The 21,523-nt window shown below is 69.2% G+C and carries 22 protein-coding genes; 18 read left to right on the plus strand and 4 right to left on the minus strand.

Annotated features, from left to right (window positions below; all coding sequences use genetic code 11):
• Positions 1 to 11: 11 nt before the first annotated feature.
• The 9 genes from folP to AC1DHY_RS08900 all read left to right on the plus strand — a co-directional run bounded on the left by folP (position 12) and on the right by AC1DHY_RS08900 (position 7,853).
• Positions 12 to 947 (plus strand): dihydropteroate synthase, encoded by a 936-nt coding sequence (folP, locus tag AC1DHY_RS08860; protein WP_476878539.1) that lies wholly within the window; start codon positions 12 to 14, stop codon positions 945 to 947.
• Between the two features lie 12 nt (positions 948 to 959).
• Positions 960 to 1,319 (plus strand): dihydroneopterin aldolase, encoded by a 360-nt coding sequence (gene folB, locus AC1DHY_RS08865; RefSeq protein ID WP_476878540.1) that lies wholly within the window; start codon positions 960 to 962, stop codon positions 1,317 to 1,319.
• On the plus strand, positions 1,316 to 1,873 hold the full coding sequence (gene folK, locus AC1DHY_RS08870) for a 2-amino-4-hydroxy-6-hydroxymethyldihydropteridine diphosphokinase (RefSeq protein ID WP_476878541.1): 558 nt from the start codon (positions 1,316 to 1,318) through the stop codon (positions 1,871 to 1,873). The genes folB and folK overlap by 4 nt, the downstream gene beginning before the upstream one ends.
• Complete coding sequence (locus AC1DHY_RS08875; protein ID WP_476903499.1) at positions 1,870 to 2,394, plus strand: DUF3180 domain-containing protein; 525 nt, start codon at positions 1,870 to 1,872, stop codon at positions 2,392 to 2,394. Before folK ends, AC1DHY_RS08875 begins: the two co-directional genes overlap by 4 nt.
• On the plus strand, positions 2,375 to 2,887 hold the full coding sequence (locus AC1DHY_RS08880) for a PH domain-containing protein (RefSeq protein WP_476878543.1): 513 nt from the start codon (positions 2,375 to 2,377) through the stop codon (positions 2,885 to 2,887). The genes AC1DHY_RS08875 and AC1DHY_RS08880 overlap by 20 nt, the downstream gene beginning before the upstream one ends.
• Positions 2,888 to 2,961: 74 nt before the next feature.
• Positions 2,962 to 4,485 (plus strand): PH domain-containing protein, encoded by a 1,524-nt coding sequence (locus AC1DHY_RS08885; protein ID WP_476903567.1) that lies wholly within the window; start codon positions 2,962 to 2,964, stop codon positions 4,483 to 4,485.
• Positions 4,478 to 5,398, plus strand: coding sequence for a Rossmann-like and DUF2520 domain-containing protein (locus AC1DHY_RS08890; RefSeq protein WP_476878544.1), 921 nt, complete (start codon positions 4,478 to 4,480; stop codon positions 5,396 to 5,398). Before AC1DHY_RS08885 ends, AC1DHY_RS08890 begins: the two co-directional genes overlap by 8 nt.
• Position 5,399: 1 nt before the next feature.
• Complete coding sequence (gene panC, locus AC1DHY_RS08895) at positions 5,400 to 6,287, plus strand: pantoate--beta-alanine ligase (RefSeq protein WP_476903500.1); 888 nt, start codon at positions 5,400 to 5,402, stop codon at positions 6,285 to 6,287.
• A gap of 93 nt (positions 6,288 to 6,380) precedes the next feature.
• Positions 6,381 to 7,853, plus strand: coding sequence for an MDR family MFS transporter (locus AC1DHY_RS08900; RefSeq protein WP_476903501.1), 1,473 nt, complete (start codon positions 6,381 to 6,383; stop codon positions 7,851 to 7,853).
• 54 nt (positions 7,854 to 7,907) lie between these two features.
• Here the strand turns inward: AC1DHY_RS08900 and AC1DHY_RS08905 are convergent, their stop codons facing one another.
• Genes AC1DHY_RS08905 through AC1DHY_RS08915 form a run of 3 tightly spaced genes read right to left on the minus strand, consistent with a single transcriptional unit; the run spans position 7,908 to position 10,357 of the window.
• Positions 7,908 to 8,741, minus strand: coding sequence for an alpha/beta fold hydrolase (locus tag AC1DHY_RS08905; protein ID WP_476903502.1), 834 nt, complete (start codon positions 8,739 to 8,741; stop codon positions 7,908 to 7,910).
• Between the two features lie 47 nt (positions 8,742 to 8,788).
• Positions 8,789 to 9,415 (minus strand): thymidine kinase, encoded by a 627-nt coding sequence (locus AC1DHY_RS08910; protein WP_476878548.1) that lies wholly within the window; start codon positions 9,413 to 9,415, stop codon positions 8,789 to 8,791.
• A 45-nt stretch (positions 9,416 to 9,460) separates the two neighbouring features.
• Positions 9,461 to 10,357 (minus strand): alpha/beta fold hydrolase, encoded by an 897-nt coding sequence (locus AC1DHY_RS08915; RefSeq protein WP_476878549.1) that lies wholly within the window; start codon positions 10,355 to 10,357, stop codon positions 9,461 to 9,463.
• Between the two features lie 66 nt (positions 10,358 to 10,423).
• Between AC1DHY_RS08915 and lysS the strand changes: the two genes are divergently transcribed.
• From lysS to AC1DHY_RS08935, 4 genes are all read left to right on the plus strand, one after another.
• The gene (lysS, locus tag AC1DHY_RS08920) at positions 10,424 to 11,956 is read left to right on the plus strand and encodes a lysine--tRNA ligase (RefSeq protein ID WP_476903503.1); all 1,533 of its coding nucleotides are present in this window, start codon (positions 10,424 to 10,426) and stop codon (positions 11,954 to 11,956) included.
• Between the two features lie 2 nt (positions 11,957 to 11,958).
• Positions 11,959 to 12,147 carry a hypothetical protein gene (locus AC1DHY_RS08925; RefSeq protein ID WP_476878551.1) on the plus strand — a complete coding sequence of 63 codons (189 nt, stop codon included), beginning with the start codon at positions 11,959 to 11,961 and terminating at the stop codon, positions 12,145 to 12,147.
• Between the two features lie 136 nt (positions 12,148 to 12,283).
• Positions 12,284 to 12,610: a histone-like nucleoid-structuring protein Lsr2 gene (locus AC1DHY_RS08930; protein WP_476903504.1), complete on the plus strand. Its 327-nt coding sequence runs from the start codon at positions 12,284 to 12,286 to the stop codon at positions 12,608 to 12,610.
• A gap of 307 nt (positions 12,611 to 12,917) precedes the next feature.
• Positions 12,918 to 15,410: an ATP-dependent Clp protease ATP-binding subunit gene (locus AC1DHY_RS08935; RefSeq protein WP_476903505.1), complete on the plus strand. Its 2,493-nt coding sequence runs from the start codon at positions 12,918 to 12,920 to the stop codon at positions 15,408 to 15,410.
• A gap of 120 nt (positions 15,411 to 15,530) precedes the next feature.
• Here the strand turns inward: AC1DHY_RS08935 and AC1DHY_RS08940 are convergent, their stop codons facing one another.
• A complete protein-coding gene (locus AC1DHY_RS08940; protein ID WP_476877869.1) occupies positions 15,531 to 15,977 on the minus strand; it encodes a Rieske (2Fe-2S) protein in 447 nt (148 codons plus the stop codon).
• A gap of 124 nt (positions 15,978 to 16,101) precedes the next feature.
• Between AC1DHY_RS08940 and AC1DHY_RS08945 the strand changes: the two genes are divergently transcribed.
• The 5 genes from AC1DHY_RS08945 (at position 16,102) to dhaM (ending at position 21,520) form a co-directional block, all read left to right on the plus strand.
• Positions 16,102 to 18,225 carry an alpha/beta fold hydrolase gene (locus AC1DHY_RS08945; protein WP_476877868.1) on the plus strand — a complete coding sequence of 708 codons (2,124 nt, stop codon included), beginning with the start codon at positions 16,102 to 16,104 and terminating at the stop codon, positions 18,223 to 18,225.
• 69 nt (positions 18,226 to 18,294) lie between these two features.
• The gene (locus tag AC1DHY_RS08950; protein ID WP_476877867.1) at positions 18,295 to 18,804 is read left to right on the plus strand and encodes an amino-acid N-acetyltransferase; all 510 of its coding nucleotides are present in this window, start codon (positions 18,295 to 18,297) and stop codon (positions 18,802 to 18,804) included.
• Between the two features lie 414 nt (positions 18,805 to 19,218).
• Positions 19,219 to 20,220 carry a dihydroxyacetone kinase subunit DhaK gene (gene dhaK, locus AC1DHY_RS08955; RefSeq protein ID WP_476877866.1) on the plus strand — a complete coding sequence of 334 codons (1,002 nt, stop codon included), beginning with the start codon at positions 19,219 to 19,221 and terminating at the stop codon, positions 20,218 to 20,220.
• A gap of 2 nt (positions 20,221 to 20,222) precedes the next feature.
• A complete protein-coding gene (gene dhaL / locus AC1DHY_RS08960; RefSeq protein ID WP_476877865.1) occupies positions 20,223 to 20,849 on the plus strand; it encodes a dihydroxyacetone kinase subunit DhaL in 627 nt (208 codons plus the stop codon).
• Positions 20,846 to 21,520 carry a dihydroxyacetone kinase phosphoryl donor subunit DhaM gene (dhaM, locus tag AC1DHY_RS08965; protein ID WP_476877864.1) on the plus strand — a complete coding sequence of 225 codons (675 nt, stop codon included), beginning with the start codon at positions 20,846 to 20,848 and terminating at the stop codon, positions 21,518 to 21,520. The genes dhaL and dhaM overlap by 4 nt, the downstream gene beginning before the upstream one ends.
• Positions 21,521 to 21,523: the final 3 nt, after the last annotated feature.

Genomic DNA, 21,523 nt, shown 5'->3' on the forward strand with positions numbered 1-21,523 from the left:
AAAAACAGACTATGGACTCCCTCGCCGCAGCCCCTGGAACCGGACCTGCCACCTCGCCGCTGCCCGTGCTGCGCAAGCCGCGCCCGGCCGCCAGCTTCAAGGACCTGCCCACGGACCGGACGCTCGTGATGGGGATCCTCAACGTCACCCCGGATTCCTTCAGCGACGGCGGCCGGCACGCGACCCCGGACACCGCCATCGCCGCCGGCCTGCGGATGTGCTACGCCGGCGCGGACATCATCGACGTCGGCGGGGAGTCCACCCGGCCCGGTGCCGCCGAGGTCAGCGTCGAGGAGGAACAGCAACGGGTCCTGCCCGTGATCGAGGCGCTGGCCAAGGCCGGTGCGCTGGTCAGCATCGACACCACCCACGCGGCCACCGCCGAGGCCGCCCTCGCCGCCGGCGCCACAATCATTAACGACGTCTCCGGCCTGACCATCGAACCGGCAATGCTGGAGCTGGTGGCCCGCAGCAACGCGCCCTACGTCCTCACGCACCGCCGCGGCGACGCCGGAACCATGGACTCGCTGGCCGAGTACGGCAACGTCGCCGAAGAGGTCGCCGCCGAGCTCGCCGGCATCCGCGACAAACTGTATGCCGCCGGAGCCACCCCGGAGCAGCTCATCCTGGACCCGGGCCTGGGCTTCGCCAAGAACGAGGCGCAGAACTGGGAACTGCTGCAGAACATCGACGTGCTGCAGGCCATGGGCCACAAGGTCCTGGTCGCCGCGTCCCGGAAGCGCTTCCTGGGCAGCCTCCTGACCGTCGCCGGCAAGGCCGCCCAGCCCGAAGAGCGGGACGCCGCCACCGCAGCGGTCACAGCGATCAGCGCCTACCGCGGTGCGTGGGCTGTCCGCGTGCACGACGTCGGCCCCAGCCTCGACGCCGTCAAGGTCGCCGCCCGCATCGCCCCCGCGCCGGTACCGGCCGTGCCCGGCAACAGCTAGGCCGGGCACACCATGGACCGGATCACACTGAGCGGCGTCACCGCCGTCGGACATCACGGGGTGTTCGATTTCGAACGCCGCGACGGCCAGCCGTTCGTCGTCGACGCCGTGCTGCACCTGGACTTCGGCCCGGCGGCCGCGAGCGATGACGTCCTCGACACCGCGCACTACGGCGAGGTGGCCGAGTGCATCAAGGGGTGGATCACCGGGACGCCGCTGAACCTGATCGAGGCCCTCGCCGTCCGGATCGCCGACGACGTTCTCCGCCGCTTCCCGGTAGCCGCCGTCGACATCACCGTGCACAAGCCGAAGGCGCCCATCGAGGTCGACTTCGGCGACGTGTCCGTCAGCGTGCACAGGGGACGGCCATGAGCCTGCCCACTGCGTGCTACACCCGCGCCGTGATCGCCCTCGGCAGCAACCTGGGGGCACGCAACGACACCCTCTCCGCCGCCGTCGCCGACCTCGTCGATCCGCCGGAAGTGCGGCTGCTCGCGATCTCCCCGATCGTGCAGACCAAGGCCGTGGGCGGGCCGCCGAACCAGCCGGATTTCCTGAACATGGTCATCGCCGTCGAAACCTCGCTGTCCCCGGAAGAGCTCCTGGAGCACTGCCACGCGGTGGAGCAGAAGCACCTGCGCGTCCGTGAGGTCCACTGGGGCCCGCGCACCCTGGACGTGGACATCATCACCTACGGCGACGTGGTGAGCTCCGACCCCGACCTGACGCTCCCGCACCCACGCGTGGCGCAGCGGGCCTTCGTGCTGTACCCCTGGTCCCTGATCGACCCCGCGGCCGAGCTCAACGGTGAACGGGTGGGGGACCTCGCCGTGAAGGCCCCCGACTTCCCCGACCTCGAACCGTTCGACGGCTTCGAGGACCCCAGCGGCGTGGCCGGTGCAGCCGGCGCGGCGGAGGCCTCGTGAAGCTCATCAACCCGCTCCTGCTGCTGGTCATTGGTGTCTCGGTGGCCGTCTTCGGCTGGCTGGCGGCCCTGATTGCCGCCCGCTACAGCCTGGACACACCAGTGCTCCCGCTGACAGCCCTGGTCACCATGGGTGTGATCGTGGCCGCCACCCTGATCCTGGGCATCCGCGTCCTCCGCTGGCGCAACGGCAAGAAAAAGAAACTGCTCAACCCGATCCTGGCCGCATGGACGCTGGTCCTCGCCCAGGCCTGCGCCTACACCGGAACGGTCCTGCTGGGCTGGCACGCGGGAATCTTCTTCGACCACCTGAGGCTCTGGAACGTGCGCAGCGGCCAGTCCATCACCTGGGAAACGCTGGCGATGGCCGGCGGCGGACTGGCCATGGTGGTGGTCGGCCTGCTCGTGGAGCGCTTCTGCCGGATTCCCCCCGAGGACGGCGACGCCGAGGGAACCCCCGGGGTGCAGGGCAAACGCGGCAAACCCAAGGCTGAGGGCGAATATGCGTACCGAGGCGATTGACCCGCCCGGGGTGGACTGGCGGCGGGTGTCGCCGCGGTACGTCCCGGTCCGGGTGGCGGGGTGGGCGCTGGGCAACCTAGCCGCCGTCGTCCTCCTGTCCCTGCCCCTGATCCTGGTCCTGGGCGGTGCCTGGGACTGGCCCCCGCTGTGGCTCGCCATCGCCGTGCCGGCCGCCGCCCTCCTGGTTGCCATCTGGCGGCTGGTGCTTATCCCGCGCCAGGTGCGGTCCATCGGTTATGCCGAACGCGAGGACGATCTCCTGATCCGGCGCGGCATTTTCTTCCAGCGGGTGCTGGTGGTGCCCTACGGACGGATGCAGTACGTCGACATCGGGGCCGGTCCGGTGGAACGCGCCTTGGGCCTGTGCACCGTCAAGCTCCACACCGCCTCTGCGGGTACCAGCGCCCAGATCCCTGGCCTGCCGGCGGCCGAGGGCGCGCGGCTGCGCGAACAGCTCTCCGCCCGCGGCGAGGCCCGTCTGGCCGGACTGTGACCGCCGACGGCGAGGACTGGCGGCGCGTCCATCCGGCGTCGCCCTTTGTCCGGGGCTGGGTGGCGCTGGCCGCGATGTTTGTCTTCTTCGGCCGGGACTCCTTTGAACGCCTGCTCCAGGGCGGGCCGGTCTTTGACGACAGGTTCGCCGGACGGGCGCCGTGGCTGCTGCTCGGCGGCGGCGGGGTACTGCTGCTGACCGTCCTGGGGTTTGTGCTGAGCTGGTACTTCACCCGCTACCAGGTCGCCGACGGCTACGTCCGGGTCAACAGCGGGTTCCTGTTCAAGCAGCAGCGCCAGGCCAGGCTGGACCGGGTCCAGGCCATCGACGTCGTGCAGCCGCTGCTGGCCCGGATCTTCGGGCTCGCCGAGCTCCGGTTCGAAGTGGCCGACGCCGGCCAGTCCGCCGTACACCTGGCGTACCTGCGCGCGGATGAGGCCCGCCAGCTCCGCGCGACCATCCTCGCCGGCGCCGCCGGCGGCGCCACACCCGCCGGTGGCGCCCCGGCGGCAGCCGGAATCCCCGGAACTCCCGGAACTCCAGAAGTTGCCGCGAACCCGGAACCGGCCGCGGGCCGCCCGCCGGCCCCCGCGGTGGAGGCGCCCGAGCACACCGTGCTGACCGTGCCGCCGGGACGCCTGCTGGGCTCCCTGGTGCTCAGCGAGCAGAGCGTGGCTATTGTCCTCGGTGCCGCGGCGTCGGTGCTGTTGTCCGCCGTCACCGAGAACAGGGGCTTCTACCTGTACCTGATCCCGGCCGGCCTCGGCCTGGTAKCCGCGTACTGGAACTCGTTCAACAAAGGGTTCAATTTCACGGCCGCCATTTCCCCCGACGGCATCCGGCTCCGCTACGGGTTGCTGGACACCCTGGCGCAGACCCTGCCGCCGGGACGGATCCAGGCCCTGCGGGTTCTCCAGCCGCCGCTGTGGCGGGTGTTCGGCTGGTACCGGATCCAGGTGAATGTGGCCGGGTACGGAACCTCCGGCGGCAACGGCGAGGGCTCGTCCCGGACCACCCTGCTGCCCGTCGGCACCTACGCTGAGGTGTTCACCATGCTCTCCCTAGTCCTGCCCGATCCCGGCACCCCGGACCCGGCGCGGGTGTTCACGGCGGGATTGACCGGCCTCGCGGGCACCGGCCGGTCGCACGGGCCCGGTGCCCGGCCTGCCGTGCCGGGGGCACCCGACGACGGCGGTTTTGTCACCACCCCGCGCCGTGCCCGCCTGCTGGCACCACTGGGCTGGCGGCGCAACGGCTTCGCGGCCACCGAGACCGCGCTGCTGCTCCGGTCCGGCCGCTGGTGGCGCCAGCTGGTCCTCGTTCCGCACCAGCGGACCCAGTCGATCGCCCTGCAGCAAGGCCCGGTGGCGCGGCGCTTCCGGGTGGCCGACCTCGTCCTCCACACCACGGCCGGGCCGGTGGTGCCCCGGCTGATCCAGGCCGGGCTGGACGAGGCACGGGACCTGCTCAACGCGCAGGCCGCCCGGGCCCGGACTGCCCGGCGCCGGCAAACCAGTGAACACTGGCGTGCCGGCACCAACCACCCCGGACCCGGTCCGGAGAACCACGTACCAACGGAAGGGCCGCAGCATGCCTAAGCCAGGACGCCTCGGCGTCGGAATCATCGGAGCCGGCAGGGTGGGCGCCGTCCTGGGGGCTGCGCTGCGCGCCGCAGAGCACGCCGTCGTCGGGGTCTCCGCGGTCTCGGAAGCGAGCCGCGAACGCGCGGAAACCCTGCTGCCCGGCGTTCCCATCCTCGAGGTGCAGGACATCGTGGAACGCGCCGAGCTGGTGCTCCTGGCCGTCCCGGACGACGCCCTGGGCCCGCTCGTCGAGGGTCTCGCGAAGCTGGGTGCGTGGCAGCCCGGGCAGCTGGTGGCCCACACCTCGGGCCGCTTCGGCGTCGGGATCCTGCGTCCGGTCCGCGCCGCCGGCGCCGTGCCCCTGGCGCTGCACCCGGCCATGACATTCACCGGGATGAGCCTTGACCTCACCCGGCTGCTTGACTGCAGCTTCGGTGTCACCGCCGACCCGGCAATGCTGCCCATCGCGCAGGCCCTGGTGGTCGAGATGGGGGCGGAGCCGGTAGCGATCGCGGAGGGGGACCGCGTCCTGTACCACGCGGCCCTGGCCCACGGCTCGAACCACATGGTCACCCTGGTGGCGCAGGCCTCCGAACTCCTGCGTGAGGTGGGCGTCGACGCCCCGGAACGTATGCTGGGCCCCCTGCTGCGCGCCAGCCTCGAAAACGCCCTCGCCTCGGGGGAGTCGGCCCTCACCGGTCCGGTGGCCCGCGGGGATGCGGGGACGGTCGCCGCGCACACGGAGGCACTCCGCGAACTCGACCGCGGCTCCGGCGGCGATATTCTTGACGCGTACCTGGCCATGGCCCGGGCAACGGCCCGCAGGGCCGGAAGCCGCGGCCTGCTGAAGCCAGGACAGGCCGACGGTATCCAGCGGGCGCTCGAGGCGCCCGGCGCCGGCGGCCCGATCCCCGAGGAAGGACCCTGACATGGCTATCCGGCTCGTGACCACGGCTGCCGAGCTGCGCGCCGAAAGCGCACGGCTGCTCACCGCCAAACGGGGCAGCTCGCAGGGGCTCGTCCCCACCATGGGCGCCCTGCACGAGGGCCACGCCCAGCTGGCCAGGACCGCCGTCGAACAAAACGACGTGGTGGTGGCCAGCATCTTCGTCAACCCGCTGCAGTTCGGCGAGGCCGTGGACCTTGAGCGCTACCCGCGGACCCTTGACGCGGACCTGGCCCTGCTCGAGGCGGAGGGCGTGGATCTTGCCTTCGCCCCCTCTGTCGAGGAGGTCTACCCCGGCGGGGAACCGATGGTGCGCATCACGTCGGGGGCCCTGGCCAACAAGTGGGAGGGCGCCTCACGGCCTGGGCACTTCGACGGCGCCCTGACGGTGGTCGCGAAGCTGCTGCACTACGGACTGCCGGGCGCGGGGCAGGCGGCCTACCGGGCGTACTTCGGCCAGAAAGACGCCCAGCAGCTGACCCTGGTCCAGCGGATGGTGGCGGACCTGAACTTCCCTGTGGAAATCGTGCCCGTCCCGATCGTCCGTTCCCCGGACGGCCTGGCGCTCTCCAGCCGGAACCGGTTCCTCACCGCGGCCGAACGCGACGCCGCCCTGGTCCTGTCCCGGGCGCTGCGGCTGGTCGAGGAGCGTGCCAACGCCCACCAGCCGCTGGACCTAGACTCCGCCCGGGCCCTGGTGGAATCGCAGCCGCTCGTGGAACTGGACTATTTCGACGTCGTGGATCCGCGCACGCTCGAACCGCTCGCGGAGAACTGCCGGGAGACCCCGTTCCGCGGCGAGGGCCTGGTCCTCATCGCGGCCAAAGTCGGGCCGGTGCGGCTGATCGACAACGTCCCCCTGGATTCCTGACCCGCGGCGGGAATGAGCGGGCGAATAGAATGGTTGGCAACTGAGGCAGCGCCGTCGCGCCGAACCCCCGTCTCAACTCCCTGAGGGAACACCATGTCTACAGATGTCTCGCCCAGCGCACCCAGCGACCCCGCGCAGACCACGGTAAGCCCCGCCGCGGGGGTGGCCGCGCCGGAGAAACTGTCCCGGGAGTCCGTCACCATCATCGCGACCCTTTTGGTGGCGACCTTTGTGGTGATCCTCAACGAAACCATCATGAACGTTGCCCTGCAGCGGCTGATGGTGGACCTGAACGTTGATGCCCCCACCGTCCAATGGCTGGCCACGGGCTTTATGCTGACCATGGCCGTGGTCATCCCGACCACCGGATTCATCCTGCAGCGACTCTCCACCCGCGCTGTCTTTATGCTCGCCATGGGACTGTTCTCCGGCGGCACCCTGCTGGCCGCCGTCGCCCCGGGCTTTGAGGTGCTCCTCCTGGCCAGGATCGTCCAGGCCGGCGGCACCGCGATTATGCTTCCGCTGCTGATGACCACCATCCTGACCCTGGTGCCCGTCTCCCGGCGCGGCGCCGTGATGGGGAACGTCAGCATTGCGATCTCCGTCGCACCGGCCATGGGACCTACCGTCTCCGGGCTGATCCTGCAGAACTTCTCCTGGCGCTTTATGTTCGTGTTCGTCCTGCCCATCGCCCTGCTCGCGTTCGGCATCGGCGCCCGGTTCCTGCGCAACATCGGCGAAAAGGAAAAAACCCGCTTGGACGCGCTCTCCGTGATCCTGACCGTGCCGGCGTTCGGCGGTGTGGTCTACGGGCTGAGCCAGATCGGCGGCAGCCAGGGCAGTGCCGCCACCGGTGCGGTCGCAGCGCTGGCCGTCGGCGTTGTCGCACTCCTGGCTTTTGTCCTGCGCCAGGTGCGGCTGCAGCGCTCCGACGCGCCCCTGCTGGACCTGCGCGCGTTCAACTTCCGGATGTTCACCGTGTCCGTGCTGCTGCTGGTGGTCGCGATGATCGCCCTGTTCGGCGCCGTGATCCTGCTGCCCCTGTACCTGCAGGAAGTCCGCGGCCTCAAGTCACTGGAAACCGGACTCGCCCTGCTCCCGGGCGGACTCGCGATGGGCCTGTTGGGCCCGGTGATCGGCCGGCTGTTCGACAAGTTCGGTCCGCTGCCGTTGACCGTGACCGGGTCCGTGCTGATGGTGCTGTCACTGTGGCAGTTCTCGACGCTGGACGCCCAGACCCCGGTCGGCTGGATCATCGCGCTGCACGTCACCCTGAGCCTGGGCCTGGCCCTACTGTTCACCCCGGCCTTCACCACGGGCCTGAACCCGCTGCCGCCGCACCTCTACTCGCACGGCTCGGCCATTATGAGCACCCTGCAGCAGGTCGCTGGCGCTGCCGGCACGGCCCTGCTGGTCTCCATCTTCGCCGTCGTCTCGGCCGGCTCGGGCATCACCGCGGGTATGCACGCGGCGTTCCTGACCGCAGCGGCCATCGCGCTCGCCGCCGTCGTACTCGCGGCCCTGATGCGCAAGACCGAAGGCGCCGCGGGACCGGGCGGGCACTGACCGCAGCCGGCGTCCGCGGGCGCCGGTCCGGCAGCCGGCCGGCCCGGCGTGGGCCTAGCCGGCGAAGAAGTCGCTGAGTTCGGCGATGAGCTTGTCCGGGGCCTTGTTGACGCCGTCGTGGCCCATGCCCGGCAGGATGGTGTAGCTGGAGCCGGACAGCACGTCATGGATCTGCCCGCAGGCCACCCCGAAGTATGCCGGGCTCTTTTCGCCCACAACGATCAGCGTCTCCAGCGGCAGCTCCAGGAACGGCTCGGCCGGCATGTCCGCCGCGATGATCGCCCTGATCTCGCGGACGCCGGTCTTCATCAGTTCGCGCAGCTGCTTGCCGACGGGCGTGCCGGCGGTCAGTTTGTTCGCCAGCGTCAGCATGGACAGCGGCATCCTCGAGAGCGCGCTGCCGGTCTCGAGGCCGCGCACCAGGACGGCGAGGGCACGGTCGTCGTCGCCGGCGGCGGTCAGGCGCTCGTACTCCGGGATCCAGTCGGCGGAAACGCTGTGGTTCACCGACACGGCGGGGTCGTACACCGCCAGGCGTTCCACCGGCAGGGTCCTGGCGGCGTGCAGCGCCACCGCCCCGCCGAAGCTGTGCCCGAAGACGTCCGTGCTGGCGGTGTGCTTCATCACGGCGTCGAGATCGCGGATGTCCGCGTCCAGTGTGTAGTCCTCCGCCTGCGGGGACGAGGAGCCGCGGCCGCGGCGGTTGAACGTATGGACCGGGCGGCCCAGGGCGGCGCTGAGTTTCTGCGCGAACCGGGTGTAGTCGGCGGCCGTCACCATGGAGGCCGGGACGACGACGACGCCGGAACCCGCCGCGGCTAGCTCCGCGCCCGTGCTGAAAAGCTCAAGGGTGCCGCCGTCGGGGGTTCTGATGTTCTCGCGGGTCATGCTCCGAGCCTAGCCGAGCCGCCCGGGTCCGCACAGCAGGGACGGCTTCAGCTGCCCAGCCGGCCGCCGGAGATCTCGAGGTAGCACGAGCCGCAGAGCGACTCGTACCAGGCGTCCTGCCCGTCGATGGCCACCTGGTCGCCGTCGAACACCACGTGGTCGCCGATCCGGCGGGTATTAAAGATGGCCTTCCGGCCGCACCGGCAGATGGTCTTGAGCTCTTCGAGGGTGTGCGCAATTTCCAGGAGCCGCAGGGACCCCGGGAAGGCGCGGGTGCGGAAATCCGTGCGGATGCCGTAGGCCAGCACCGGAACGTTGTCCAGCACGGCGATGCGGAAGAGGTCGTCAACCTGCTCCGGCTCCAGGAACTGCGCCTCGTCTACCAGCAGGCACGCCACGGGCGGCGTGTCCACGTGCTGGAGGAGGGCGTCGGGATCGTCCCCGTGGGCCTGGGCCGAGAACAGCTGCCTCGTCGACGCCCCGGCCGGGATCAGGAAGTCCACCGAGCGGGTCATCCCAAGCCGGGACACGACGTCGGCGTCGCCCTTGGTATCGATGTCCGGTTTGGCCAGCAGCACCCGCTGGCCGCGCTCTTCGTAGTTGAAGGCGGCCTGCAGCAGGCCCGTCGACTTGCCGGAGTTCATCGCGCCGTAGCGGAAGTAGAGCTTGGCCAAGGGGGTCCTTTCGACATAGGTCGCCCCCGATTCTAGTGCCAGAAGTCAGCGGGCCTGCCGCAGCCGGCGGCGGATCCTGAGCCGCGCCGGAATGTCCACCCCGTCCAGCAGGAACCTGGCCGCTATCAGCGCGAGCCGCCGGTTCCCGGGCCGGATCGGTCCTTCGTGCAGCTGGCCCGGGACCGAGGCGAACTCAATGGCGGGGACGGCCGCCGCCAGCTGCCTCCCCGTGTCGGCAAAGTAGGCCGGGCTCCACCCGCCGGTGAGCATCAGCGTCGGCGCGGTGATGGCGGCGAAGTCCGCAAGCCCGGCGTCGGCGGGCAGCACGGCACGCATCTCGGCGACGGCCGTGGGCAGCAGTTCCCGCATTTCCGCGCCGAGGGTGGTCCGGGCCGAGAGGATGCTGAGCATCCGCAGGGCACCCAGCGGCAGCCTCGACACCGGACCCGCGGTCTCGAGGCCCTGGACCAGGAGCGCCCACGCATTGTCTAGTTCCCCGGCCGCCACCGAGCGTTCCAGTTCCGGCCGCCAGCGGCTGGCCAGGTTCCCCGCCAATGACACCGCCGCGTCGTAGGTCACCATGCGGCGGATGGGGTGGGTGCGGGCAGCCTGGAGCGCCACGAAGCCGCCGTAACTGTGGGCGACGACGTCGGTTGAACCGGTGTGCCGGAGCACGGCGGCGAGGTCAGCCACTTCCGTGGCCGCCGAATAGTCCGCGGGCTGGGCCGAGGAACCGGCGCGGCCGCGGCGGTTGTAACTGTGCACCGGACGGCCGAGCAGCCGGCCCAGGCTCCGGGCGAAGGATCGGTACAGGGCGTCGGTGACCAGGGTCCCGTGCACCAGCACGACGCCGGCCCCGGCGGCCGCTTCCGGCGCGGGCGGGAAGCTGTGCACCTCAAGGTGCCCCGCGCCGTCGTCCGTCGGAATCGTGCTTGTCTCCACAGCCTCGAGTCTATTCCCGTGCCCGCCGGACCGGAGGGGGCTGAACGCCCGGTAAACTTAGGGATTGTGACTTCCCAAAACGCCCCCGTCCCGAACAACGCCGCCGAGCCGCACGATGCCAGCGAACAGACGCTGGTCCGTATGGAGAAGCGCGCCAAGCTGATCGAGCGCGGCGTCGAGGCGTACCCGGTGGGGGTCGAGCGCACCCACTCGCTGACCGAAGTCCGCGAAAAGTACGCCCACCTCGTGGCCGATGAAACCACCGGCGACGTCGTCGGCGTGACCGGCCGCATCGTCTTCATCCGCAACACCGGCAAGCTCTGCTTCGCCACCCTGCAGGAGGGCGGCCTGGACGGGAAAGCCGTCCGGCTGCAGGTGATGGTCAGCCTGGCCAACGTCGGCGAAGAGGCGCTCGCCGACTGGAAGTCCCTGGTGGACCTCGGCGACCACGTCTTCATCAAGGGCGAGGTGATCTCCTCGCGCCGCGGCGAACTCTCCGTGATGGCCGATTCCTGGTCCATGGCGTCCAAGGCCTTGCGGCCGCTTCCCGTGCTGCACGCCGAACTGAACGAGGAAACCCGCGTCCGGCAGCGCTACGTGGACCTGATCGTCCGCGACGAGGCCCGCGAGATGGTCTACACCCGCGCCGCGATCACCCGCTCCATCCGCGAAACCCTGCACCGCCAGGGCTACGTGGAGGTGGAAACCCCGATGCTCCAGCTGGTGCACGGCGGCGCCACGGCCCGCCCGTTCGAGACGCACATGAACGCGTTCGACCAGAAAATGACCCTCCGGATCGCCACCGAGCTGTACCTCAAGCGCACCGTGGTGGGCGGAATCGACCGCGTCTATGACATGGGCCGGGTCTTCCGCAACGAGGGTGTCGACTCCACCCACAGCCCCGAATTCACCACCCTGGAGAGCTACGAGGCCTGGGCCGACCAGTTCGTGATGGCGGACCGCATCAAGGAACTCATCCTTGACGCGGCCGACGCCGCCGGCGTGGGCCGCGTGCTCCAGACCGAGGCCGGGGAGATCAACCTCGACAGCGACTGGGCCTGGATGGCCGTCTACCCGGGGCTGTCCGACTTCGTGGGCCAGGAGATCACCCCGGACACCACCGTTCCGGAACTGCTGGCCATCGCGGCCAAGCACGAGGTCAAGGTGGATGCGGCCTGGGACGCCGAGAAGCTCGTGGTGGAGCTCTTCGGCGAGCTGGTCGAGCCCACCCTGCTCAACCCCACGTTCGTCTACGACTACCCGCCCTCCGCGCAGCCGCTGGCCCGCCAGCACCGCGAGGACCACCGGCTGATCGAGGCCTGGGACCTGATCATCGGCGGTATGGAGCGCGGCACCGCGTTCTCCGAGCTGATCGACCCGGTGATCCAGCGTGAACGGCTCACGGAGCAGTCGCGCCGTTCCGCCGCGGGCGACGTCGAAGCGATGCAGCTGGACGAGGACTTCCTCCGGGCCCTTGAATACGGTGCCCCGCCCATGGGCGGCATCGGCCTCGGCATCGACCGGCTGGTCATGCTTTTCACCGGCGCCGGCATCCGCGAGACCATTCTCTTCCCGCTGCTCAAGCCCGAAGGCAACTGATTATGGAATACATTGCCGTCCTGCTCCCGTCCGTTGTGGTGGGGCTCCTCTTCTGGTTCGCCATGAAGTCGATTTTTAATGCCGACAAATCCGAGCGCAAGGCAGAGGCGCGGGCCCAGGCGGAGGCTTCCGCCCGCGGTCCGGAGCAAAATCCCGCCGCCGGGTCCGGGCATTCCCCCGAACAGCCGTAATACCGGCGGGCTATTCCTGCCCGGATTTCCTTTGGGCAACCATTTTCACTTTGACTCTGAGCCATATAAAGATGGATAATTTCTTCAGATACATCCTGCTTTTCTAAAAACTCGACCTTTTGAAAAGAGAGTCTTTATGGCACAGAAAGTTAAAATCATCCTTGTTGATGATCTGGATGGGGGATCCGCGGACGAAACTGTCCGGTTTGGCCTTGATGGCGTCAGTTATGAAATTGACTTGTCGTCGGGCAATGCGTCGGAACTACGCTCGGCAGTCGAGCGGTATGTGTCCCACGCGCGAAAGACATCAAGCGGCCGGGCTACCCGGACAAAAGCTGCGGGCGGCCGTAACCAGGACTCGGCGCAGATTCGCCAGTGGGCCCGGGACAACGGTTATGCCGTAAACAGCCGCGGCCGTATCCAGGCCGAAATTCAGGAAGCCTACCAAAAGGCAAATTCCTAGCAGCGGCCATGCCGGGTGCAGCACCCCGGAGCAATTGCATATGAGGAAGCCCCCGCCCTCCGGCGGGGGCTTCCCCATTTCCACCAGCCGGTGCAGCCTCACCGGGCCTTTCCGTCCGCGGAGGCCGCTCCCCGGCCCGGGGCCACGGGGCGCGGCCGCAGGCCCTCGCCGGAGGCGGCGCGGTGGCGGCGTCCTGGCCCCGCTACCCCGCCGCGGAGACCCACGGTTTCCCCCGTGGCGAACAAGCCACAAATCTCGAACTCCGCCACGTAGCATCAAAGTACGTCGTAGCTAGGAGTGTGGCGAAATGTTTGAGCGATTTACGGACCGTGCCCGTCGCGTAGTTGTGCTTGCCCAAGAAGAGGCACGCATGCTGAACCACAATTACATCGGTACCGAACACATCCTCTTGGGCCTGATCCATGAGGGTGAAGGTGTTGCCGCCAAAGCCCTCGAATCCCTGAGCATCTCGCTCGACGGGGTCCGCGAACAAGTGCAGGAGATCATCGGCCAGGGCCAGCAGGCCCCGTCCGGCCACATCCCCTTCACGCCGCGGGCCAAGAAGGTGCTGGAACTCTCGCTGCGCGAGGCCCTGCAGCTGGGCCACAACTACATCGGCACCGAGCACATCCTGCTCGGCCTCATCCGTGAGGGCGAGGGCGTCGCGGCCCAGGTGCTGGTCAAGCTCGGAGCGGACCTGAACCGTGTCCGCCAGCAGGTCATCCAGCTGCTCTCCGGCTACCAGGGCAAGGAAACCACCGGCGCAGGCGTCGGCTCCGGCCAGGCTGAAGGCACCCCGGCCGGCTCGGTGGTCCTCGACCAGTTCGGCCGCAACCTGACCCAGGCCGCCCGGGAGAACAAGCTTGACCCGGTGATCGGACGCGAGCAGGAAATGGAACGCGTAATGCAGGTCCTTTCCCGCCGCACCAAGAACAACCCGGTGCTGATCGGTGAGCCCGGCGTCGGCAAGACCGCCGTCGTCGAAGGCCTCGCCCAGGCGATTGTCCGCGGCGACGTCCCCGAGACCATCAAGGACAAGCAGCTCTACACCCTGGACCTCGGGTCCCTGGTGGCCGGCTCCCGCTACCGCGGTGACTTCGAAGAGCGCCTGAAGAAGGTGCTGAAGGAAATCCGCACCCGTGGTGACATCATCCTGTTCATCGACGAGATCCACACGCTGGTGGGTGCCGGTGCCGCCGAGGGCGCCATCGACGCCGCGTCGATCCTGAAGCCCATGCTGGCCCGTGGCGAACTCCAGACCATCGGCGCCACCACCCTGGATGAATACCGCAAGCACATCGAGAAGGACGCCGCCCTGGAGCGCCGCTTCCAGCCGATCCAGGTCAAGGAGCCCTCCGTCGCCGACGCGATCGAGATCCTCAAGGGCCTGCGTGACCGCTACGAGGCGCACCACCGCGTGACCATCACCGACGGCGCACTCGCTTCGGCGGCCAGCCTGTCCGAGCGCTACATCTCGGACCGGTTCCTGCCGGACAAGGCCATCGACCTGATCGACGAGGCCGGCGCGCGGCTGCGCATCCGCCGCATGACCGCCCCGCCGGAGCTCAAGGTCATGGACGAGAAGATCTCGGCCATGAAGCTCGAGAAGGAATCCGCGATCGATGCGCAGGACTTCGAGGGCGCCGCCGCACTGCGCGACAAGGAGCAGAAGCTCATTGCCGAGCGTGCGGAGAAGGAACGCCAGTGGAAGACCGGCGGCATGGACGACATCTCCGAGGTGGATGAGGATCTCATCGCCGAGGTGCTGGCGAACTCCACCGGTATCCCGGTCTTCAAGCTGACCGAGGAAGAGTCCTCGCGCCTGCTGAAGATGGAAGACGAACTGCACAAGCGTGTTGTCGGCCAGGACGAGGCCATCAAGGCCCTGTCCCAGGCGATCCGCCGCACCCGTGCGGGCCTCAAGGATCCGAAGCGCCCGGGCGGCTCGTTCATCTTCGCCGGCCCCACCGGCGTCGGCAAGACCGAGCTCGCCAAGGCCCTCGCGGAGTTCCTGTTCGGCGAGGAAGACGCCCTCATCACGCTGGACATGTCCGAGTACTCGGAAAAGCACACCGTGTCCCGGCTCTTCGGTGCCCCTCCGGGCTACGTGGGCTACGAGGAAGGCGGCCAGCTGACCGAGAAGGTCCGGCGTCGTCCGTTCTCCGTGGTCCTGTTCGACGAAGTGGAGAAGGCCCACGCCGACCTCTTCAACTCGCTCCTGCAGATCCTCGAAGACGGCCGCCTCACCGACTCCCAGGGCCGTGTGGTGGACTTCAAGAACACCGTGATCATCATGACCACGAACCTCGGCACCCGGGACATCTCCAAGAGCGTTGCAACCGGCTTCCAGTCCGGCACGGACACGCAGACCGGCTACAACCGGATGCGCGCCCGGGTCACGGAGGAGCTCAAGCAGCACTTCCGCCCCGAGTTCCTGAACCGTGTTGACGACGTCGTGGTCTTCCCGCAGCTGACCCAGGACGAGATCATCGAGATCGTGGACCTGTTCGTCAACCGCCTCGAGAAGCGCCTCAAGGACAAGGACATGGGCATCGAGCTCACGCCCGCGGCCAAGGTGCTGCTCGCCACCCGCGGCTACGATCCCGCGATGGGCGCCCGGCCGCTGCGCCGGACCATCCAGCGCGAGATCGAGGACCAGCTCTCCGAGAAGATCCTCTTCGGCGAACTGCACTCCGGCGACATCGTGGTGGTGGACGTCGAGGGTGAAGGCGACGAGGCGAAGTTCACCTTCGCCGGTAACGCCAAGCCGCGCATCCCGGAGATCGCTCCGAGCGTCTAGGCGCAAAAGCTACGAATGCAAGAGGGCTCCGGCCGCTTCCCAGGAAGCGGCCGGGGCCCTCTGTGCGTCTGTGCTGCCGTCTGTCCTGCGTCGGCCCGCGTCGGTCCTGCCCGGCAGGCCTCAGGCTTTGACCGTGATCCACTCGCCGTCGATGGCCGCGTTCAGCTTCGCCAGCGGCGCCTGTGCCGGACCGTTGACCACGCTGCCGTCGGAGCCCTTGAAGGAGGATCCATGGCACGGGCACTGGAAGTCCTGTCCGGCCGGGGCCACCGGGCAGCCGGCGTGGGTGCAGGCCGCGTCGTACGCCACGACGGTCTTGTCATCCTGCCGGAAGATCACCACCGTCTTGCCATTGATGTTTCCCGTGGCGGTGGAGCCGACCTTCACCTCGCTCAACTTGCCGATCCGGACGGCGGTGCCAGCCGGCACCGACGGGCCCGCTGCCGCTGAGGACGACGGCGGCCCAGCGGGCGAACCTGCGCAGGCCGAGAGGCCCAAGGCGCTGCCGCCCAGGGCGCCGGCACCAAGGAGTAGGGAGCGTCGGGGCAAGGACTTTTCAGGGTTCATGGACCCATCATGCCAACACTCCCTGAAAGTCCGCTCCGATTCGGCAGCATTTCAGTCTGAAGTGAGTGTTTCACTCTCAGTGAACGGAGTGTGATCCGGGGCACAAGGCGTGTTGAATCGGGGCATGGCTTCTACTGACATGCAGACCCCGGCTGAACAGCCCGAGACCCCGTTCCACGACCTGGACCACTACCTCGCGATCCCCAGGGTCAGCGGCCTGGCCCTCAGCCCGGACGGCAGAAGGCTGGTCACCACCGTGGCCACGCTGAACGACAAGGGCACCGAGTACCGCACCGCCCTCTGGGAACTGGATCCGGCCGGGAAGAAGCAGGCCCGGCGGATCACGCGCAGCGCCAAGGGGGAGGCCGGCGCCGTGTTCGCCGCCGATGGCAGCCTCTACTTCACTTCCGCGCGTCCCGACCCGGAAAGCCCGGACGCCGATCCGGTCAATGCCCTCTGGGTCCTTCCTGCCGACGGCGGCGAGGCCCGGGTTGCGTTGTCACGGGCCGGCGGCGTTAGCGGCCTGCTGGCCGCTAAACAGGCGGACGCACTGTTCGTCACGGCCTCAGTCCTCGCCGGGTCCACCGGCGAGGATAACGACGAGGAGCGCCGCAAGGCCAGGCAGGACAACAAGGTGGCCGCGATCCTGCACAGCGGCTATCCCGTGCGGTACTGGGACGCGGACCTGGGCCCCGCCCAGCCGCGCCTCTTCGCCGTCGTACCCGGGGACCAGCCGGAACCCGGCAAGCCCGCGACCGTGGACGCCGCGGCCCCGGTCAAGCTGCGGAACCTGACCCCGGATGCCGGCAACGGGCTGCGCGACGCTGAAACCGTGGTCAGCCCCGACGGGAAGACCCTCTACAGCACCTTCACCCGGCCCCTGGCCAACGCGGACTCCCGGACCATGCTGGTGGCCGTGGACGTCGCCACCGGCACGCGGCAGGTCCTGCTGGACACCGAAGGCATGAGCTACTTCCCCGGCCCGGTCAGCCCGGACGGCCGGACCCTCGCCGTGGTCAGCGAATCCGACACCACGCCGGAACAGGCGCCACGGGTGTCACTGCACCTCCTCGACCTCGGCACCCCGGACGCGGAACTGACTCCGCTCGCGCACAACTGGGACCGCTGGCCCCACCCCGCCGCCTGGCTGCCGGACGGTTCTGCCCTGCTGGTGACCGCGGACGACGACGGCGCGTCCCCGGTATTCCGGATCGACGTGCCCGACGACGCAGGCAACGCAGCCGGCGATGCGGCCCCGGTGCGCCTGACGGCCGACGCCGCCGCGTACACCGATCTTTCGGTTTCGCCGGACGGAACGGCGGCCTACGCCCTGCGTAGCTCCTACGAATTCCCCGCCGAAGCGGTCCGGATCGACCTGGCCAGCGGCGAGGTCACCAGGTTGCCGGCGCCCGCCGACCGCCCGGCCTACCGCGGCACGCTGGAGCGGGTGGAAACCACGTCCGCCACCGGCGACCGCGTTCCCGGCTACCTCGCACTGCCGGAAGGCGCCTCGGCCGGCAACCCGGCCCCGCTGCTGCTCTGGATCCACGGCGGCCCGCTGGGATCCTGGAACGCCTGGACCTGGCGCTGGAACCCGTGGCTGCTGGTGGCCCGCGGCTACGCCGTCCTGCTCCCGGACCCGGCCCTGTCCACCGGCTACGGCCAGGCTCACATCCAGCGCGGCTGGGGCGAATGGGGCAAGGCACCCTTCCAGGACCTGATGGCCATCACGGACGCCGTGGAGCAGCGCGCCGACATCGACGAGACGCGCACCGCGGCCATGGGCGGGTCTTTCGGCGGCTACATGGCCAACTGGGTGGCCGGGCACACGGACCGGTTCAAGGCGATCGTCACGCATGCCAGCCTGTGGGCCCTGGACCAGTTCGGTCCGACCACCGACGCCGCGCAGTACTGGCTCAAGGAAATGACCGTGGAGATGGCCGCGGAGAACTCGCCCCACCTGCACGTGGAGAACATCCGCACCCCGATGCTGGTCATCCACGGCGACAAGGACTACCGGGTGCCCATTGGGGAGGGGCTGCGGCTCTGGTACGAGCTGCTGTCCAAATCGCAGCTGGCGGCCGACGAGAACGGCGAGACCGAGCACCGGTTCCTGTACTTCCCGGACGAAAACCACTGGATCCTGCAGCCGCAGCATGCCAAGGTCTGGTACGGCGTCGTCGAGCACTTCCTGGCCCGGAACCTGCTGGACAAGGACCTGCCCGTGCCGGACGAGCTGGGCCTCTAAACCCCCCGCCGGGCCCCTGCTCGGGGCCCGGCGCGGGCCTCCCGCAACCCGCGCCGTAGGATTGGGGCTGTGACTGACTCGATCCGCATCCGCCCGGCCCGCACCGGCGACGTCGCCGCCATCAAGACCCTCGTGGCACCCCTGGCCGATCAGCGGATCCTCATGGCCAAGGAAACGGTGGCCTATTACGAGAGCCTGCAGGAGTTCCGGATAGCCGAAGCGGCCGACGGCGAGGTGATCGGCTGCGGGGCACTGCACGTGATGTGGGAGGACCTTGCGGAGGTGCGCACCCTGGCCACCTCCGATGCGTGGCGCGGCAAGGGCGTCGGCCACCTGCTGGTGGAGCGGCTGCTGGAGGACGGCAAGGCGCTGGGCATCTCCCGGGTGTTCTGCCTTACCTTCGAGGTGGACTTCTTCAAGAAACACGGCTTTGACGTGATGGCGGACCAGACGGCCGTGGATCCAGTGGTGTATTCGGAGCTCCTGCGCTCGCATGACGAGGGTGTTGCGGAGTTCCTGGACCTCGCCCGGGTGAAGCCCAACACCCTCGGCAACACCCGGATGATCCGTACGATCTAAGCCTCAGCTGCCCCTGCCGAACGGGCCTTCCGCCAAATCAACATGGTGGATAAACTGATGGCGGCCCAATGGGGAGGGCCACCAGCTTCGGAGGCAGAAATTGCACAATCGCGTGGTTTTTCCAGATTTCTCCGCATTTCAAATGTCGATCGACGCCGCGCCCGTCCAGCCGGATCCATCCGGCACGGACCCCGCCTTAGGCTCCGGCCCTGGCGCCGGGGCCGATGACGCCGCCGCCCGCAGGCTGCAGGCCCGGACCGCCCTTGGTCCCGGCGCCTGGCCGGGCTTTACACCACAGGCCACACCAGGCACCTGAACGCTCCTGCGGGGGCGGAATCCGGAGCCTACCAATGGTCGGGCCCCGGTAGTAGGGTCGAGACAAGCAGCCAGGACAACCATCCAGGGAGCACAGCCATGAAGAAACTCATCAACGATCCCAAAGCAGTGGTCGACGAGTCAGTGGAGGGGTTTGGGCTGGCGCACGCCGACCTCGTGACCGTCCATCCGGATCCAAAATTCATCGTCCGCAAGGACGCCCCGGTGGCCGGTAAGGTCGGGCTCGTCTCCGGTGGCGGCAGCGGACACGAACCCCTGCACGGCGGCTACGTGGGCATGGGCATGCTCGACGCCGCTGTACCGGGAGCGGTCTTCACCTCGCCTACCCCGGACCAGATCCTACCCGCCACACTGGCCGTCAACTCCGGCGCCGGCGTCGTGCACATCGTCAAGAACTACACCGGCGACGTCCTGAACTTCGAGACCGCCGCCGAGCTGGCCCAGGCCGAGGGCGTGGAAGTCCGCACCGTGCTGGTCAACGACGACGTCGCCGTGCAGGATTCGCTCTACACCGCCGGACGCCGGGGCGTCGGAGGCACCGTCCTGATCGAGAAAATCGCCGGCGCCGCCGCCGAGCGCGGCGACAGCCTGGACGCCGTCGCCGCCATCGGTGACCGCGTCAACCAGAACGTCCGCAGCATGGGCGTCGCCCTGAGCGCGTGCACCGTTCCGCACGCCGGGGTGCCAAGCTTCGAGCTTGAGGACAACGAAATCGAGATCGGCATCGGCATCCATGGCGAGCCCGGCCGGCAGAAAATCGCGATGGAACCTGCCGACGGCATCACGGACCGCCTGCTGGACCCGGTGGTCAGCGACCTCGGGCTCGCCTCGGGCGATAAGGTCCTGCTGTTCGTCAACGGAATGGGCGGCACCCCGCAGAGCGAGCTGTACATCGTCTACCGCCGGGCGGCGCAGCGGCTCGCGGACCAGGGCGTCACCGTGGCCCGCTCACTGGTGGGCAACTACATCACGGCCCTGGAAATGCAGGGCTGCTCCATCACGGTCCTGCGCCTCGATGACGAGATGACCGGGCTGTGGGACGCGCCGGTGCACACCGCCGCCCTGCGCTGGGGAGCCTGAGCATGGGCCTGGATGTCGGCTGGGCGGTGCGGTGGCTGACACTGTCCGCGGAGGCCATGGCGGAGCACCGGGTGGAACTAATCGAACTGGACCGGCCGATCGGCGACTCGGACCACGGCGAGAACATGGACCGCGGCTTCAAAGCTGTGATGGACAAGCTCGCTGAGACGCCGCCCGAGACCGCCGGGGCTGCCCTCAAGCTGACCGCCATGACCCTGATGTCGAAGGTGGGCGGCGCGGCCGGTCCGCTCTACGGAACAGCGTTCCTCCGCGCTGCCACGGCACTCGGGGACGCCGCCGACATCGACGCCGCCACCCTCGCGGGAGCCCTGCAGGCCGCCCGCGACGGAATTGTGGCGCGCGGCAAGGCCGAATCCGGGGACAAGACGATGGTGGACGCCTGGACGCCCGCCGTGGACGCCTCCGCCGCAGCAGCCGGTGCCGGCGACGTCCGGGAGGTCCTGGTGGCGGCCGCCGAGGCAGCCGAGGCCGGCGCCGTCTCCACCGATCCCATGCAGGCCCGCAAAGGCCGCGCCAGCTACCTGGGGGAGCGCAGTATCGGCCACCGCGACCCGGGCGCCGTCTCCACCGCCCTGATCCTGCGGGCTGCCGCGGGGGCGGCCGGATGACCGTCGCGCTCGTCGTCGTCTCGCACAGCGAGAAAATCGCCGACGGCGCCGTCGAACTCGCCGCCCAAATGGCGCCCGACGTGACGATCCTGGCGGCGGGCGGCACCGACGACGGGCGGATCGGCACCAGCCTGGAAAAGGTCATGGACGCCCTCGAACGGGCCGCCGGGGACAGCGGCGTTGTGGTGCTTACTGACCTCGGCTCCGCGGTGATGACGGCGGAGTCCGCGGTGGAGTTCGCCGCCGACCCGGGCTCGATCCACCTGGCCGAGGCCCCGCTGATCGAGGGACTGGTGGCGGCCGCGGTATCGGCCCAGGCCGGCGCCGACGCCGCGACGGTCAAGGAGGCGGCTGAAGCTGTCTACCGTCCACCGGCGCATCCGCATGCAGCCGGGCACCCGCACCAGCAACCGCCGGACGCCCAAGGCGACTTCGAACTGATCAACCAGGCGGGCATGCACGCCCGGCCCGCTGCGAAAATCGCCGGCGGCCTTGCCGGGATGGACGCGGAGGTGACCGTCAACGGCGTCGACGGCGCCTCCATGACGGAGCTGATGATGCTTGGCGCCGGCAAGGGGACGGTGCTGCACATCGAGGCGAGCGGCGCGGACGCTGCCCGGGCCGTGGACTACCTCGGCGGGCTGATCAAGGCCGGCTTCGGCGAACCCTAGGGC

The organism is Arthrobacter sp. 05L44 (genome assembly GCF_056397605.1).